15 protein-coding genes are annotated in these 15,077 nt (G+C 66.1%); 6 read left to right on the top strand and 9 right to left on the bottom strand.

Going from position 1 to position 15,077, the window contains the following annotated elements; genetic code table 11:
- Positions 1-3 precede the first annotated feature (3 nt).
- On the bottom strand, positions 4-690 hold the full coding sequence (locus KVP10_RS05290; protein ID WP_217963448.1) for a GntR family transcriptional regulator: 687 nt from the start codon (positions 688-690) through the stop codon (positions 4-6).
- Positions 691-814: 124 nt separating this feature from the next.
- Here KVP10_RS05290 and KVP10_RS05285 point away from each other — a divergent pair, with 124 nt between their 5' ends.
- From KVP10_RS05285 to KVP10_RS05270, 4 genes are all read left to right on the top strand, one after another.
- Positions 815-1,819, top strand: coding sequence for an ABC transporter substrate-binding protein (locus tag KVP10_RS05285; RefSeq protein ID WP_217963447.1), 1,005 nt, complete (start codon positions 815-817; stop codon positions 1,817-1,819).
- 19 nt (positions 1,820-1,838) lie between these two features.
- Positions 1,839-2,645: an ABC transporter ATP-binding protein gene (locus KVP10_RS05280; RefSeq protein ID WP_217963445.1), complete on the top strand. Its 807-nt coding sequence runs from the start codon at positions 1,839-1,841 to the stop codon at positions 2,643-2,645.
- A 1-nt stretch (position 2,646) separates the two neighbouring features.
- Positions 2,647-3,513, top strand: a complete 867-nt coding sequence (locus KVP10_RS05275) for an ABC transporter permease (protein ID WP_217963444.1) — start codon at positions 2,647-2,649, stop codon at positions 3,511-3,513.
- 165 nt (positions 3,514-3,678) lie between these two features.
- Positions 3,679-4,407 (top strand): ribonuclease activity regulator RraA, encoded by a 729-nt coding sequence (locus KVP10_RS05270; RefSeq protein ID WP_217963442.1) that lies wholly within the window; start codon positions 3,679-3,681, stop codon positions 4,405-4,407.
- 278 nt (positions 4,408-4,685) lie between these two features.
- On the opposite strand, the gene KVP10_RS05265 is transcribed toward KVP10_RS05270, so the two are convergent.
- Both KVP10_RS05265 and KVP10_RS05260 read right to left on the bottom strand, forming a co-directional pair.
- The gene (locus KVP10_RS05265) at positions 4,686-6,275 is read right to left on the bottom strand and encodes a UxaA family hydrolase (RefSeq protein WP_217963795.1); all 1,590 of its coding nucleotides are present in this window, start codon (positions 6,273-6,275) and stop codon (positions 4,686-4,688) included.
- Complete coding sequence (locus KVP10_RS05260) at positions 6,275-7,183, bottom strand: dihydrodipicolinate synthase family protein (protein WP_217963441.1); 909 nt, start codon at positions 7,181-7,183, stop codon at positions 6,275-6,277. The genes KVP10_RS05265 and KVP10_RS05260 overlap by 1 nt, the downstream gene beginning before the upstream one ends.
- A 114-nt stretch (positions 7,184-7,297) precedes the next feature.
- Between KVP10_RS05260 and KVP10_RS05255 the strand changes: the two genes are divergently transcribed.
- On the top strand, positions 7,298-8,365 hold the full coding sequence (locus tag KVP10_RS05255; protein ID WP_217963439.1) for a LacI family DNA-binding transcriptional regulator: 1,068 nt from the start codon (positions 7,298-7,300) through the stop codon (positions 8,363-8,365).
- Between the two features lie 63 nt (positions 8,366-8,428).
- Positions 8,429-9,496: an Ldh family oxidoreductase gene (locus tag KVP10_RS05250; RefSeq protein WP_217963438.1), complete on the top strand. Its 1,068-nt coding sequence runs from the start codon at positions 8,429-8,431 to the stop codon at positions 9,494-9,496.
- A gap of 48 nt (positions 9,497-9,544) precedes the next feature.
- On the opposite strand, the gene KVP10_RS05245 is transcribed toward KVP10_RS05250, so the two are convergent.
- The 6 genes from KVP10_RS05245 to KVP10_RS05220 are packed head-to-tail and all read right to left on the bottom strand — an operon-like array spanning position 9,545 to position 15,026.
- Positions 9,545-10,186, bottom strand: coding sequence for an aspartate/glutamate racemase family protein (locus KVP10_RS05245; protein ID WP_217963437.1), 642 nt, complete (start codon positions 10,184-10,186; stop codon positions 9,545-9,547).
- Between the two features lie 15 nt (positions 10,187-10,201).
- Positions 10,202-10,891: a dipeptidase PepE gene (gene pepE / locus KVP10_RS05240; RefSeq protein WP_217963436.1), complete on the bottom strand. Its 690-nt coding sequence runs from the start codon at positions 10,889-10,891 to the stop codon at positions 10,202-10,204.
- Between the two features lie 14 nt (positions 10,892-10,905).
- On the bottom strand, positions 10,906-11,610 hold the full coding sequence (locus tag KVP10_RS05235) for an AroM family protein (RefSeq protein WP_217963435.1): 705 nt from the start codon (positions 11,608-11,610) through the stop codon (positions 10,906-10,908).
- Positions 11,611-11,626: 16 nt separating this feature from the next.
- Positions 11,627-12,559, bottom strand: a complete 933-nt coding sequence (locus tag KVP10_RS05230; RefSeq protein WP_217963433.1) for a DUF1177 domain-containing protein — start codon at positions 12,557-12,559, stop codon at positions 11,627-11,629.
- Positions 12,560-12,598: 39 nt separating this feature from the next.
- Positions 12,599-14,209, bottom strand: a complete 1,611-nt coding sequence (locus KVP10_RS05225) for an OPT/YSL family transporter (RefSeq protein ID WP_217963432.1) — start codon at positions 14,207-14,209, stop codon at positions 12,599-12,601.
- A gap of 52 nt (positions 14,210-14,261) precedes the next feature.
- Positions 14,262-15,026, bottom strand: coding sequence for an IclR family transcriptional regulator (locus tag KVP10_RS05220; protein ID WP_217963431.1), 765 nt, complete (start codon positions 15,024-15,026; stop codon positions 14,262-14,264).
- Between the last annotated feature and the right edge of the window lie 51 nt (positions 15,027-15,077).

Below are 15,077 nucleotides of genomic sequence, written 5' to 3'. Positions count from 1 at the left end.
GGTTCAGGCTATGGCGAAGTATTGCGGGTGATCGGCGCGGATCTTGCCGACGTATTCCAGGGTGCCCGACAGATGCGTGCGCAGGTGCTGCTGCGCGGCCTCGGGTTCGCCGCGTTCCATGGCTTCCAGTATCGCTGTGTGGTCGCCGACGATGCGGGCGATCTTGCCGGCCGCGGGCAGATGCAGATTGCGCAGCCTGTCGATATGGCCGCTGCGGCTGCGTACCAGTTTCCACAGGCCCAGCTTGCCGGCGGCTTCGTACATCAGGCAATGGAATTGCTGGTCGGCATCGGCGAACTCGCCGTAACTCTGGCCGTCGCGCAATTCGGCCTGGCGCTGCAGCACCGCCCGCAGCCGGCCCAGCAGCAAGGGGTCGGGATGCAGCGAGAGATCGCGCACGATTTCCAGTTCGATGGCGCGGCGCAGGAAATGGGTTTCCTCGGCATGGCGCACGTCGATCAGGCTGACCTTGGTGGCCGCCTGGGGAAACACGTCCACTAGCCGGTCTTCGGCCAGGCGCAGCAGGGCCTCGCGCACCGGCGTCTGGCTGACGCGGAATTCCGCCGACATCTGCACCCGCGATAGAGACGCCCCCGGCAGGTATTGCAAGGACACGATCTTGTCACGCAGCAGCTCGTAGAGCTGGGGCGCCGCCTGCCGGTACCGGTCGAGTTCAGCAGCTTGTGCCATAGTCAAAACCAATCAGTGGATTTATCCGGATGCGAATTATATATTTCTTATTGAGATACTAATATATTAGTATGCGAGCTGGCAACAGAAAAATCACTATTCCAACTGCAACCGGAGGAGTTCCATGAAGTTCACGAAACTATTGGGCGGCATGCTCGTGGCAGGCGCCATCGCGGGGGCCCCCGCAATCGGCCATGCCGAAGAAATCACCATCACGAAGCAGCCCAGTATCCTGTACCTGCCCGCGCTGGTCATGGAAAAGCAGGGGCTGATCGAAAAAGCCGCTGCGGCGGAAGGCGTGAAAGACCTGAAGGTCAACTGGCGCAGCTTCAGCAGCGGCGGGGCCTCGACCGACGCGCTGCTCTCGGGCAATGTACAGATCGTCAACAGCGGCCTGGGCAACCTGCTGCTGCTGTGGGACCGCACCCACGGCAAGGTCAAGGGCATCACCACCAACTCGGCGCTGCCGCTGGCCCTGGTCACCCGCGATCCCAAGATCAAGTCGCTCAAGGACTACGGCCCCAAGGACAAGATCGCCGTGCCCACGGTGCGCATCTCGACACAGGCCATATTGCTGCAAATGGCCTGCGAGAAGGTCTTCGGCAAGGACAACTGGGCCAAGCTCGACGCCAACACGGTGCAGCTCGGCCACCCCGACGCGGCCGCCATGCTGGCCAACCCCAACGGCGAGATCACCAGCCACTTCGGCGCCCCGCCCTTCTATAACAAAGAAATCAAGACCATACCCAACGCGCACATCATCCTGCGCTCCAACGACATCATCGACGGCGGCCTGTCGCAATCGACGCTGTTCACTACGACCAAGTTCGCCGACGCCAATCCGAAGATCATCAAGGCGGTGCTGACGGCCTCGGCCCAGGCCATCGACTACATCAAGGCGCACACGCCCGAAGCGGTCGACATCTATCGCGAACTGAGCGGCGACAAGACCAGCCAGGCCGACCTGCTGGCCATGCTCAAGCAGCCCGGCATGATGGACTTCCAGCTGGCCCCGGCCGGTTCGATGAAATTCGCCGCACACATGCACAAGGTGGGCATACTCAAGACCATGCCCAAGCAGTGGACGGACTACTTCCTGCCGGTATCGGCTTCTCTCAAGGGCAATTGACGCCCAGGCCGTCCGGCGCATGGCCGCCGGACGGCGCGCCACATCCGGAACCTGGAGTACGTCCATGCCGCACCTGTTAGAAGTCGATTCCGTCACCCTGCGCTACAAGACGCCCGACAGCATCGTCACCGCCACCGACAAGGTCAGCTTCAATGTCGAGAGCAGCGACCGCTTCGTGCTGCTGGGCCCATCGGGCTGCGGCAAGTCCACCTTGCTCAAGGCCGTCGCCGGCTACCTGACGCCCGAAGAAGGCGAGATCCGCATCAAGGGCAAGCCGGTGAAACGGCCGGGCTCCGACCGCATGATGGTCTTCCAGGAATTCGACCAGCTGCTGCCCTGGAAAACGGTGCTGGAAAACGTCATGTTCCCGCTGCTGGTGGCACGCAAGATGCCCAGGCGCCAGGCCGAGGAACGCGCCCGCGCCTATGTCGAGAAAGTACATCTGGGCCAGTTCGCCGACAGCTATACCCATACGCTGTCGGGCGGCATGAAGCAGCGCGTGGCGATCGCCCGCGGCATGGCGATGGAGCCCGACATCCTGCTGATGGACGAGCCCTTCGCCGCCCTGGACGCCCTGACGCGGCGCCAGATGCAGGACGAACTGCTGCAGCTATGGGAAGGCACGCGCTTCACCATCATGTTCGTCACGCACTCGATCGCCGAGGCGATACGCATCGGCAACCGCATCCTGCTGCTTTCGCCGCACCCCGGCCAGGTCAAGGCCGAAGTCAGCGAGGTCGAGGCGGTGTCCGCCGAAGACGGCTCGGCCGCGGCGCTGGAACAAGAAATCCACGATCTGCTTTTCAGCTCGCAAGGAGCACACTGATATGGGACGAGCCACCATCACCTTGCGCCAGCAAGGCGCCGAGGCCGAGGCCGGCAAACAGACCGTGCTGGTGCGCGAGCTTTCCGCCGCGCAAAAACTGTGGAACAACACTTTTTTCCGCAAGACGCTGATCATCATAGTGCTGGCGGTGGCCTGGGAACTCTATGCCCGCTGGCTGGACAACCCGCTGCTGTTTCCCACGCTGACGGACACAGTGCGCTCTTTCTTCGACAGCATCGGCAGCGGCGTGCTGCTGGCGCGCGCCTGGACTTCGATACGCGTGCTGCTGATCGGCTATGTGGTCGGCATCGTGCTGGCCGCGGTCATCACCATACTGGCCATCAGCACGCGCATAGGCACCGACTTCCTGGAAGTCATGACCGCCATGTTCAATCCCCTGCCGGCCATCGCGCTGCTGCCGCTGGCGCTGATCTGGTTCGGGCTGGGCACCACCAGCATCGTGTTCGTGCTGCTGCATTCCGTGGTGTGGGTGGTCGCGCTCAATACACAGGCGGGCTTTCTGGCGGTGTCGCAGACCTTGCGCATGGTCGGCCGCAACTACGAGCTGCAGGGGCTGAGCTACGTGGGGCGCATCCTGATACCCGCGGCCTTCCCGTCCATACTCACCGGCCTGAAGATCGGCTGGGCCTTCGCATGGCGCACCCTGATCGCCGCCGAGCTGGTGTTCGGCGTGGCGTCGGGCAAGGGCGGACTGGGCTGGTTCATCTTCGAGAACCGCAATCTGCTGGACATACCGGCCGTGTTCGCGGGCCTGCTCACCGTCATCATCATCGGCCTGCTCGTCGAGAATTTCGTGTTCCGCCTGATCGAGAAAAAGACCGTCAGGCGCTGGGGCATGCAAAGCTGAGCCTTCCGTCATTATCATATACATCACGCAATATGAGCCGCCGCACATACCGCGCAGCGCGCCGGTCCGCCCCGGATGGCGGCCCGCGGGCCGCGGCTTCGATTTTCCGCACACCGATTTCGGCGCCATCGCCGGCATAACGGATATTTTCCAGGAGATGTTCCCATGGCAGCACTCGATCAAACCATCATCGACCAACTGCGGCAAGTCAGCGTGGCCACCGTCACCACCGCGCTGTACAAGCGCGGCCTGCGCAACCAGATGATCCAGGCCGTCTACCCGGTCGGCCGCAACCGGCCCGCGAGCGAACGCATCATCGGCCCGGCCTACACGCTGCGCTATATGCCCGCGCGCGAAGACCTGAACGGCCTGGAAGTCTTTCGCAACCATTCCCACCCGCAACGCAAGGCCGTCGAAGAATGCCCGCCCGGATACGTGCTGGTGATGGACAGCCGCAAGGACGCCCGCGCCGCATCGGCCGGCAGCATCCTCGTGACGCGCCTGCAGCAGCGCGGCGTGGCCGGCGTCGTCACCGACGGGGGCTTCCGCGATTCTCCCGAGATCGGCGAGCTGGATATGCCCGCCTACCACCATCGCCCGTCCTCGCCCACCAACCTCACGCTGCACCAGGCCATAGACATCAATGTGCCCATAGGCTGCGGCGACGCGCCGGTGTTCCCCGGCGACGTCATCTTCGGCGACGGCGAAGGCGTGGTGGTGATCCCCCAGCACCTGGCTGCCGAGATCGCCGCCGAGGCCGTGGAAATGACCGCGTTCGAAGACTTCGTCACCGAGAAAGTGAAGGAAGGCCGCTCGACCCTGGGCCTGTATCCCGCCACCGACCCCAAGACGCTGGAAGACTTCGCCGCCTGGCGCAAGGCCAACGGCCGCTAAGCGGGCAGGCGCGGCCAGGAGCCGCCCGGCCGTTCGCGGTATGCGGCGGCCCGGCCCGCAATGCCTCGCCGCCCCTCCGCAATTCTCGACGGCAGCCCGCAGCCGGACAAACGTCCGCGTAGCGCGGCTGCCTTTCATTTCGGGCCCCGCAGCCGCGGCGCGCGGGCGACACGCTGGCGCTCTCGATTCCGCCCTCGCAGGCTATTTTTCTCGCGTCCTGAACCAGACCCAGGGCCTGTTGACGCTAAAAGAGGCGCCCCTTTTAGCGCCAACAGACCCTAGCCCATGATGCCGATCTGCCAGGGGACGAATTCATTGTCCCCCAGACCCAGCAGTTCGCTCTTGCTGCGCTTGCCGGACGCGGTGTCCAGCAGCTCGCGGAAAATGCGTATGCCCATTTCTTCGAGCGTGGCCGTGCCGTCCAGTATTTCGCCGCAGTTGACGTCCATGTCTTCGGTCAGGCGCGCATACATGGGCGTATTGGTCGCCAGCTTGATCGACGGGACCGGCTTGGCGCCGAACATCGAGCCTCGCCCCGTCGTGAACGCGATCAGGTTGGCGCCGCCCGCGATCTGGCCGGTCGCGGAACAGGGATCGTAGCCCGGCGTGTCCATGAACACGAGGCCGCTGGTCGTGACCGGCTCCGCATACTTGTAGACCTCCATCAAGGCGGTCGTCCCGCCTTTCATCGACGAGCCGAGCGATTTTTCGAAGATGTTGGCCAGGCCGCCCTTGTTGTTGCCCGGGCTTACGACGCCGTTGATCTGCACGTCGCGGCCCTTGGCGTATTCTTCTTTCCACCACAGTATCCGTTCGACCAGTTTTTCGCCGATCGCGCGGCTCGCGGCGCGGCAGGTCAGGGTCTGCTCGACGCCATAGATCTCTGGCGTCTCGGACAGGATCGCGGTGCCGCCATGGCTGACGAGGATATCCATGGCCGCGCCCAGGGCAGGATTGGCGGTGATCGACGAAAAGCCGTCCGAGCCGCCGCACTGCAGCCCTACTTTCAGGTGGCTGGCCGGCACCGGCGTGCGGACCACGTCGTTCGCCGCCGGCAGCATGAGCTCGATCTCGGCGATGCAGGCCTCTATGGTCTTGCGCGTGCCGCCCGTGTCCTGCATGACGAAGGTCTTCAGGTTCGCGCCTGTTTCCAGCGCTTCCTGTTCCAGCAGGGTCGAGACCTGGTTGCGCTCGCAACCCAGGCCGACGACTAACACCGCGGCCAGGTTGGGGTGCCGCGCATAGCCCGCCAGCGTGCGCCGCAAGAGACTCATGGGCTCGCCGGTCATTTCCATGCCGCAGCCGAGCGCGTGGTTGAAGGCCACGACACCGTCGACATTCGGGTATGCGGCCAAGCGCTCCGGCGTGAACCATTCGGCCGCCTTGCGTATCACGGTTGCCGAACAGTTGACGGTGGAAAGCAGCCCGATATAGTTGCGCGTGGCCACGCGGCCGTCGGGGCGCACGATGCCATTGAACGTGGCTCTTTCTTGCGGCGGGACCAGCCTGTTGGGCTTGTAGTCGCGGGCATGGGCGTAGTCCCTGTCGAACTCGCGGAATTCGACGTTATGGCTGTGGACCATCGTTCCCCGCGGGATGTCCCGGGCGGCGAAGCCGATGATCACGTCGTATTTGCGGATCGGCTCGCCGCCCGCGATATCGCGTGCCGCGATCTTGTAGCCGGCCGGCACCTGGCTGCGCGACCGGTACGCGCCGTCTTCCAGGGCCACGCCCAAGCCGACGTCGGTTCGCGCAATTACCACGTTGTCGTTTGCATGCAGGCGAATGATGGGCCCGATGACGCGCTTGCCCGACAGGTTCAAGGTGCCCGATTCGGCCGGGACTGCCGTGGTGTCCGAGGCCGCCATCATGCCCCCGCCTCTGCTAGGGATTGTTCCAGGCGCTGGACGAGCAGGTCTATGTCCTGCAGATCCGCAGCGGTGAGCTTGGGGCCCGGGGCGCGCATGGCGGCCGAGCGTATGGCGCCGCGACGGCGGAGGCCTTCCTTGCGCACGGCTACGCCCCATTGCGACTGATTCTCGTAGTTCAGCAGCGGCAAGTACAGGTTGAACAGGTCGTGGGCTTCCTGGACCTTGCCTGCGCTGTACAGCCTGTGTACGCCCGAGAGCATTTCGGGATAGGAGAAGCCCGCCATCGGGCCTTCGATGCCGCGGCCGAGTTCCTGCATGAGAAAGACGCCGTTATTGCCGGTGAGTATGGAAACATGCCGCGACAGGGCCGCGCGCAAACGCGTGATCTTTGCGGCACTGGGGATGTCTTCTTCCTTGATCGCCCGGATCTGCGGATGCTGTTCGACCAGGCGGGCAATGGTCGGCACGGACATCCACACGCCTGTGGAAAACGGGAAGTCCTGCAGCACGGTGGGCACGTCGCCGATGCGCTCGAAGACCGTCGCGTAGTAGTTCAGGACGTCTTCTTCGGTGCGCAGGCCCGGCGGCGGCGCGATCATGACACCGTAGGCGCCGGCGCGCATGACTTTGTCGGCCAGCGTGGCGAGCTGGGCCACGCTGGAATTGCTTACGCCCGCGATGACCGGCTTGCCGGCGGCCCGCTGGACATAGCGGCGCACCACGTCGATCGACTCTTCCATGGACAATTTGGCCGCCTCGCCGGCGACGCCCAGCACGGTCAGGCCGGCAGCGCCGTGCCTGAAGTAGAAATCGCAAAGGCTGTCCACGCTTTCCAGGTCCACCGCTCCTGCGTCGGTGAACGGGGTCTGCGCGACCACGAAAAGTCCTCGAATGTCCTGCGTCATGATCCTAGCGCTCCTTCAAAATTAGCGCTAATATTAGCGCTAACATTTAATCGGTGGAGCTAGGGTAAATACCTAGCAAAGCATCTACGCCAGAGCACCATGCTATCCTGCGCCATGAGTCAAGATCGGCAAAAACTATCGTCGGGAAACCTTGTCTCGAACAAACGCTATCGCCGCGGTTCCGGGCGCACCACGCTGGCGGATGTCGCAAAAGTCGCCGGCGTTTCCGCGCAAACCGTATCCCGCGTCCTGAACAATCCGCAGGCCGTTCCGCCGCCCACGGTGCTGCACGTACGCGCCGCAATCGAGCAGTTGCGCTATGTGCCGAACCGGATTGCCGGCAGCCTGGCGTCCGGGCGCAGCAAGCTCGTCGCGGCCCTGGTGCCCGCGATCGCCTCGCCGGTCTTCCTGCAGACCCTGGAGGCCCTGACCCAAGTCCTGGCCCGGTCCGGCTACCAGCTCATGCTGGGCGAAAGCGGCTACGACGACGCGGACGAAGTCCAGCTCCTGGAAAACATCATCAGCCGCGGCCCCGATGGCATAGTCCTGACCCGGGTCGTGCAGTCGGAACTGGCCAGGCAGCGCCTGTCGAACTCCGGGATCCCCGTCGTCGAGACTTGGGACTTGACGGACAGGCCGGTGGACATGCTGGTCGGCTTCTCGCACGAGCGCGCCGGGGAAGCCGTCGCCGATCTCCTCATTTCCCGCGGCGTCCGGCGGCCGGCGCTGATCACGGGCAACGATCCCCGCGCAAGACGCAGGCGCGACGGCTACGTGCGCAGACTGGTCGCCCGCGGCATGCTGCGCGACATCGACGAACTGCCCGTGGCCGAAGTGAGCACGCCCGCGCCCATGGGGCACGGTCGCAGGGCGCTGCAGGCGCTGCTGGCGCGCGGCGTGGATTTCGACGGCGTCTTCTGCAGCACCGACATGCTCGCGCTGGGCGCGCTGATCGAGGCCCGCGACCGGAACATCCAGGTGCCCGAACGCCTGGCCGTGGTGGGCTTCGGCGACCTCGTGGTCGCCGCGGACACCAGCCCGGCGCTCACCACCGTGCGCATCGACGGATACAAGATGGGCACGCTGGCCGGCCAATGCATCATAGACAGGGCCTCGGGCGTGCAGATCGTCGATAAAACCGTGGACATCGGCTTCGAGCTGGTGATTCGCGACAGCGCCTGATCCGTGGCCCGCCCGCAGCTTGCCGCGCAAACCCCGCAACCCATCCCACACAAGGCAGCAACCATGACCGCGTCACCCAGATACCACGCCCAAGCTTTGACGGAACACGCCCGCGCTTTGATGGAAAAACTCGGCATGCCCGGCGACAAGGCCCAGGCGGTCGCCGAGATCCTGGTGGAAGCCGATCTCATGGGCAACCCGACGCACGGGCTGAACCTCATCGATATATATTTGGATCATATCCAGCAAGGCCATATGCAGGTCCAGGGCGTACCGGACATAGTGAAAAAGCGGCCGGCCGTCGAAGTCTGGGACGGCTTGCGCCTGCCCGGGGCGTGGCTCGTGCTGCGAGCGCTGGAAACCGCCGCGAAATCGGCGGCCAGCTATGGCACGGGCACCATCGTGATCAAGAATTCCCACCATATCGGCAGCCTCGCAACCTATCTGCGGCGCGCCAGCGAGAAAGGCCTGGTGCTGCACCTGGTGTCGTCGGCGCCGCGCGCTTCCAGCGTGGCGCCCTTTGGCGGACGCAAAGGCGTATTCTCGCCCAGCCCCATCGGCATCGGCCTGCCTGCGACGGACCATCCCATCCTGGTGGACATATCGACTTCCATCACCACCGTCAATATGGTGAAGAAGCTGGCACGCGAAGGGAAGAAACTGCCGGGCCCCTATCTGCTCGACGCCGAAGGACACACCAGCGACGACCCCGCCACCGTGGCCAGCGCCACGCCCCCCGGAACCATACTGCCCCTGGGCGGCCTGGACACCGGGCACAAGGGATACGGCCTGGCATTGCTGGTCGAAGGATTGACGGCGGGCCTGACCGGCCAGGGCCGGGCGCAGCCCAACGGCCTCATGGCAAATACCGTCTATATGCAGGTCATCGACCCCGAGGCTTTTGGCGGGCTGGACGCCTTCAAACAGCAGATGGGAGACATCGCGCAATCCTGCCGGGACAATCCGCCCCGCGCCGGCTTCGACAAGGTGCGCCTCCCCGGCGATCAAGGGCTGGCGCGCGCCGCAAGCTATGCAGAGCACGGCATTCCGCTGGCCCCGGGCATCGTCGCGTCGCTGGCCAAATGGTCGGCGCAACTGGACGTTCCGATGCCGCAGCCGCTAGGCGCGTGATAGCGGCGTTGCTTGCGCAGTCGAGGTCCGGCTACCCGCAGCCGAACCTCAGGCCGAGCCGCCCAGCCACTCGGCCGCGAACATGCCGGCGGCGCTCACGGCGTCGACGGCCGCGCAGCCTATTTCCCGGCGTATGCGCGGCGCCAAGCCTATGGTGGTCAGGCCCGTGCAGGAAAACACGATCACCTGCGCACCCGCGTCGTGCAGCCGCCGGGCGCAGGCCAGCGCGGCTTCGCGGCCTGCGGGCGTGAGCAGGTCGGTGGTCTTGGCGACCCCTTCCGGGCGGGCATACGTGACGTCTTCGCCCAGCAGGCGCCGGTAGGGCGCGGGCGCTGCGCTGCCTATGCCGATCACCGCGGCGGGCAATTGCAGGTAGGCGGCCACCCGCGCGGCGGCGCTGCCCGCCGACACCACGGGAATGGACACGGCGCGGCGCAATTCGGCCAGGCCGGGGTCCGCGGCGCAGCTCAGGAACAGCGCCTTGCAGCCTTGTTCCTGCAACTGCCGGCCCAGGCGCAGGATCTTGGGCACGGCCAGCGCCTCGCTCTGCACATCGTAGATGCCGTCGGGCTGGTCTTCGATGCAGCGCGTGACGGATTGCAGGCCGTATTCCTGCTTCAGGACGCGGGCGTGCTCGAGCAGCACGGACTCGTCGCCGGTGGTCAATACACGGATGATGCCTAGTGACATGATGGATCCTCGGTCTCAGACGGCCAGCACGGCCTCGGGGCTGATCTGCGCCGCCTCGCGGCCGCCCTGGAACAGGCGCGCCGGAAACGGGCCGCCCAGTTGCGTGCGCGTGCCGCTCACGCGCAGCCAGTCGCCCTCGGGCAGGCCGACCACCGTGGCCTGCGGATTGGCCGCGAGGAATTCGGCGATGCGCTGGTCGCGCGTCTCGCCCTGGTGCCCGGCCGGCAGCGCGTTGGTGTAGTGGGGGTTGATCTGGAAATCGACCAGGCCCAGCGCGTCGAAACCTTGCGGGTCGACGATGGGCATGTCGTTGGTGGTGCAGATCGAGGGGCAGGCCAGGTTGGACCCCGCGCTCCAACCTATATACGGTAGCCCGGCCGCCACACGGGCGCGCAGCGCCTGCAGCAGCCCGCGGGCGCGGCATTCCTTGAGCAACTGGAAGGTATTGCCGCCGCCGACCATGATCAGCTCGGCCTCGGCGATGTCCCGCTCGCCCGCGGCATGGGCGCCCGTCAGCACGAGGCCGAGGGGATCCATGGCCGCCTGCACGTTCGCCGTGTACTGGTCCCAACTGAAGGTGACGGCCGCGAAGGGCACGAACAATACCCGCTTGCGTCCCGCCGCCACGGCGCGTATGAGTTCCTGCGCATGGCTCAGGTAGCCGCCGTCGGGCGAACGGGAGTTGCTCAGCAATAACAGTTCCATGGACATGGCAGGCCTCAGCTCATCAGTTCGGCGGTCAGCTTGGCGACCAGCGCGTTGGACAACACCACCGGCAGCCCGGAGGCCTCGACGGCGGCGCGGCGGTGCGCTTCGACAAAGCCCATGCAGTCCAGTATCAGCATCTGCGCGCCGCGTTCGCGCAACGCCCGTGCGGCGCGGGCCACGTCTTGCACTTCGCCGCTGTAGGGCGAGGCCACCTCGCAGATGGGCGGCCGGGACAGCGCCGCGAACTTGCCGATCTCGCTGGCCGCCTGCTCGGCCAGCGGCACGATGACGCCTGCCTGGCGCTCGCCGGCAAGCGCCGCAGCCGCGGGCGGCACGATGCGGTCGGGCTCCACCAGCCAGGCGCGCTGCAGATCGAGGCCGTGGAATTCGCCGGTGCACAGGATCAGCACCACCGTGCAGCCCTGGTCTTCGAGCTCGCGCAGCTTCAGCGCGAGCGTCTCGCGCACCGCCGCCTTGTCCAGCTTCACCGAGCTGCCGTCCAGCAGGCGCGAGACCAGCACGGGCTCGCCGGGCCGCGGCACGTAGCGCTGCGCGATCTGCTCTTTGCTCAATCCGTCGAGCACGCCGGCATGCACGCAGCGCGTGCCGGCCGGCAGGGCCGATTCCAGTATGGGCGTGATGTCCGGGCGCGGGGCCTGCCCTATGGTGAGCGTGCCCAGCAGCCGCGGAGCCGTTGCGGAAGCTTCCTGGTTCATGCGAGGCTCCCGGCGATTACTGGCGTTTCTGCAGGTGGGCCAGCGAGCCGTACAGCGCCAGCAGCCGCTGGTATTCTTCCTGGTCGAAGAAGCTGCAGGTGCCGCGGCCGAATTCCTTGGCCACTTCCACCGCGAAGCGCACCGTCGCCGCAATGTCGGCTTCGTCGCTGGCGCCGGTGCCGCAGCCGGGCACGGCGCTGACGGTGGATATCGCCACGCCCACGGTCGGCGCCTGGGTGGCGATGGACGGCTGCAGGATGCTGTTCAAGTGGTAGATGCCGTTGCCGTAGGGGGTGATGTCCTGCGTGGTGATGGGGAAGGTGACGGCGGGGCGACCGCTGGTCATCTCCATGATGCGCACCAGGTCCTCGGACACGCGCAGGATGTAGCCCTGCTTGACCGTCGGCGAGATGGCATAGCCCTTATGGTTGAGGATGCGATTGCCCTTGGTCGTGTCGATCGACAGCACGGCGTCCATTTCCTCGGAAATCTCGTGCTCGTTCAAGGACTCGGTGTCCACCGGGGAATCCATGAAATCCACGGGCTGGTGCGGCCGCGTGGGCGCATCGGCGCAGATGTGAGTGCTGACGATCACGTCGCCCGGCAGCGCGTCGCCCTGCTCGCGCATGTGCGCCAGCTTCAGCGCCGCGGCCACCGCGGCCACCGCGCCGTCGCCGTCGGAAACCAGGCCGATGCGCGTGGGACGCGCGCCCACGCCGCCCAGGCGGCCCACGATGCCCAGCGTCGGGGCCGAGCCGCCGGCCTGCTTGCCTTCGGTGCCGGGCACGGTGACGCGCACGAAATCGGTCTTGCCGCGCGGACCCTGGATCGTCCTGGTTTCCACCTTGGCCCATTTGCCATAAGGGGCCAGCAGATCCACCACGGTCTGGCCGGTCGCGTGGGCGCTGTCGAGCGCTTCGAAAACTTTCAGTGTCTGAGACAGGCTCATCTTTCTTTCCTTGCAATGAATGTCGAATAACCAGACCGCTTACTTCACTTTGGCGTGGTAGCGGACCATGGAATTGAAGAAGCCGTAGATCGCGTCGCCGGCGATGGTGCCCGCGGCGAAGACTTCGAGGCCGTTGCGGATCTTGTCGCCCCACAGGCGCAGGGCCAGCAGGCGCAGCGCGATGCCGACCAGCACGGCCCAGCCGGCCACTGGATTGGCGATCAGCAGGCCGGTCGACAGCAGCACGCCGATCTGCCGCTTGGGGCCGCCCAGCCACTGCACCAGCGCGCCGGGTATGGCCCACATGGCCAGGTGCATGCCGACCCCGCTGGCGATGCCGGCCTTGATGGTCGCGGCATAGACCGCGGCGACCGGAGGCGTCTGGCCTTGGGAGAAATAGCCCTGGTACGACACGTACACGATGGGGATGGCGACGATGAAGGCGATCAGGGCGCAGATCAGTTGCTGGCGCCGGCCGTCCGCCTCGAAGGCCGGATCGGCGCCATTGCCGCGCAGCACATAGCCGGCCTTGAGGTCGTAGCCCATGTCCGCGAAGGCCGGGCCGGTGGCCGCGGCGAACCCGCACAGCACGGTCAGCGCCAGCGGCGGGAAGCCTATCAGCATGCCGACCAGCAGGGTGATCAAGGCCACCGCGAAGGCCGGGAACCAGCCCGAATGCATGGCGGCGATGCCGACGATGAGCTCGTGGGCCAGGGCCGCGAAGGCCGCATACACCACGAACAGGATCAGCATGTGCCAGGACATGCCGGCGTACACGCCGCTACCGAATGCCACGAGGGCCGCCAGCACGATGTAGGCGATCGCGCCGAAGCGCAAGGTGGAGCGGATGCGGTCGGCATCCACGCGGGCCGGCGCCTGGGCCGTTGCGGGCGCCGAGCCCGCGGCCTCTTGCGCCGCCGCCGCGCGGCTGCTGCGGATCTGCCCCACCACCTGGATCAGCGCGACCAGCCCGGCGCCTATCATCAGGCCATGCGGAATGTACAAGGCGTTGATGTCTATGCCGAACACCGGCTTGGCATAGCCGCGGATCAGCAGGCCGATGCCGAACATCGTCAGCGCCCAGACATTGCCCAGGAAGGCGATGCCGAAGGCCGACATGGGCACGTGCAGCCATGCGCCGATCACGCCCACGCCTATGCCTGCGCCCAGTACCTTGGCCTGCGTGCCGCCGCTGTCGCCGGCCTTGATCGCCTCGGCCGCGGCCACGCCCGGCGGCCAGGCGCCGGAGGCCGGGAACACGCGCGTGTCGAAGAGCCGATACAGCATATAGCCGTCCAGCAGCATGGCCAGCCCGACCCCGACGAACATGGGCAGGATCAGGTCGGGCCGGCCCATCAGGAAGGGAATGGCGATGGGCAGCAGCAGGCTGTTGGCCGCGCCGAAGGTGGCCGAGGAAATCGCGGTCTGCGCCAGGTTCTGCACGTGTATCGAGCGGAACTGCCGCAGCAGCGTCAGCGGCACGCGCGCCAATATCATGGCGGCCAGCGCGCCGATGATCGAGGTGTTGGGCGTGACGCCCAGCGTGATCAACAACTGGATGCCGATGATGGCGCCGAAGACGCTGAGCAGCACCACGAAGATCAGCGTGCTGCCGTCGAAGGTGCTTGGATGTTTGGCAGGCGTATTCATGTATGGCCTTTTGGTGAAGATTGATCGTGGCCCATGGGGCCGTGGTCCTTGGTCATGGATTCCAGAATGGGTCGCCGATGGCGCGGCCTATGGAACGCGCGTGCCCGGTCAGGCGCTGCGCCAGCGCTTCGATGTCGCCGGACTGCTCCGAGCCGGCGGAAGGAAAGCTCAGGCAGAACGCCAGGGTCTCGCCGCTGATCGGGTCGGCCACCGCGCAACTGAGCGAACCCACGCCCGGCAGCGCCTCGTTCAGGGCCAGCGACCAGCCCTCCTGGCGGATGCGCGCCAGGCTGGCATGCAGCGCCGCCGGATCCTTGGGCGAAGCCGGTGCCGCCTTGGCGGCCAGCGCGGCGAAGCGCTCGGCTATGGCTGTGTCCGCGAGCCGCGCGAGCAGCGCCCGCCCGGTCGAGGTGGAGATGGCCGGCGAACGATGCCCCGGCCAGGTCACGACGCGCAAGGGGTGCGCGCCGTGATGCACCCGCAGCACCACGACGCTGGTGGCGGTCTCGTCCAGCACCGAGATATAGCCGGTATGGCCGCTCTCGTGCACCAGCGCTTCGAGTTCCTGTTCCATGCGCCGCAGCAAGGGCGTCGCGGCGCGCACCTGGTGCGAGACTTCCAGCAGCAGCAGCGAGGGGCGATACGCCAGGGTCTGCGCATCGCGCTCGAGCAGGCCGCATTCCATCATTTGCTTGAGCAGCCGCGATGCCGAGCTCTTGGGCAGCTCGAGCCCGGCGACGATATCCGTCACCGTGAGGTCGCGTTCGCTGCGCGCGAACAGGCGCAGTACGTTGGTGGCGCTATCGAGGATGCTCATGTACGCGGGGCCCGGTGGAAAAAATCGCTGCAAGTTCCATTTTAGTGGACT

Origin of the sequence: Candidimonas humi (assembly GCF_019166065.1) — a bacterium.
GTDB lineage: Bacteria > Pseudomonadota > Gammaproteobacteria > Burkholderiales > Burkholderiaceae_B > Candidimonas > Candidimonas humi.
Note: the sequence above shows the minus strand (reverse complement) of the source record. Positions and strands in the feature narration are given on the sequence as shown.

Excerpts from the sequence above, each read along its gene's own strand:
- KVP10_RS05265 (WP_217963795.1), bottom strand. The coding sequence starts at position 6,275 with ATGGCGGCCTCGGACACCACGGCAGTCCCGGCCGAATCGGGCACCTTG.
- KVP10_RS05230 (WP_217963433.1), bottom strand. The coding sequence starts at position 12,559 with ATGAGCCTGTCTCAGACACTGAAAGTTTTCGAAGCGCTCGACAGCGCC.
- KVP10_RS05225 (WP_217963432.1), bottom strand. The coding sequence starts at position 14,209 with ATGAATACGCCTGCCAAACATCCAAGCACCTTCGACGGCAGCACGCTG.
- KVP10_RS05255 (WP_217963439.1), top strand. The coding sequence starts at position 7,298 with ATGAGTCAAGATCGGCAAAAACTATCGTCGGGAAACCTTGTCTCGAAC.
- KVP10_RS05285 (WP_217963447.1), top strand. The coding sequence starts at position 815 with ATGAAGTTCACGAAACTATTGGGCGGCATGCTCGTGGCAGGCGCCATC.
- KVP10_RS05280 (WP_217963445.1), top strand. The coding sequence starts at position 1,839 with ATGGCCGCCGGACGGCGCGCCACATCCGGAACCTGGAGTACGTCCATG.
- KVP10_RS05250 (WP_217963438.1), top strand. The coding sequence starts at position 8,429 with ATGACCGCGTCACCCAGATACCACGCCCAAGCTTTGACGGAACACGCC.
- KVP10_RS05235 (WP_217963435.1), bottom strand. The coding sequence starts at position 11,610 with ATGAACCAGGAAGCTTCCGCAACGGCTCCGCGGCTGCTGGGCACGCTC.
- pepE (WP_217963436.1), bottom strand. The coding sequence starts at position 10,891 with ATGGAACTGTTATTGCTGAGCAACTCCCGTTCGCCCGACGGCGGCTAC.
- KVP10_RS05220 (WP_217963431.1), bottom strand. The coding sequence starts at position 15,026 with ATGAGCATCCTCGATAGCGCCACCAACGTACTGCGCCTGTTCGCGCGC.
- KVP10_RS05270 (WP_217963442.1), top strand. The coding sequence starts at position 3,679 with ATGGCAGCACTCGATCAAACCATCATCGACCAACTGCGGCAAGTCAGC.
- KVP10_RS05290 (WP_217963448.1), bottom strand. The coding sequence starts at position 690 with ATGGCACAAGCTGCTGAACTCGACCGGTACCGGCAGGCGGCGCCCCAG.
- KVP10_RS05260 (WP_217963441.1), bottom strand. The coding sequence starts at position 7,183 with ATGACGCAGGACATTCGAGGACTTTTCGTGGTCGCGCAGACCCCGTTC.
- KVP10_RS05275 (WP_217963444.1), top strand. The coding sequence starts at position 2,647 with ATGGGACGAGCCACCATCACCTTGCGCCAGCAAGGCGCCGAGGCCGAG.
- KVP10_RS05245 (WP_217963437.1), bottom strand. The coding sequence starts at position 10,186 with ATGTCACTAGGCATCATCCGTGTATTGACCACCGGCGACGAGTCCGTG.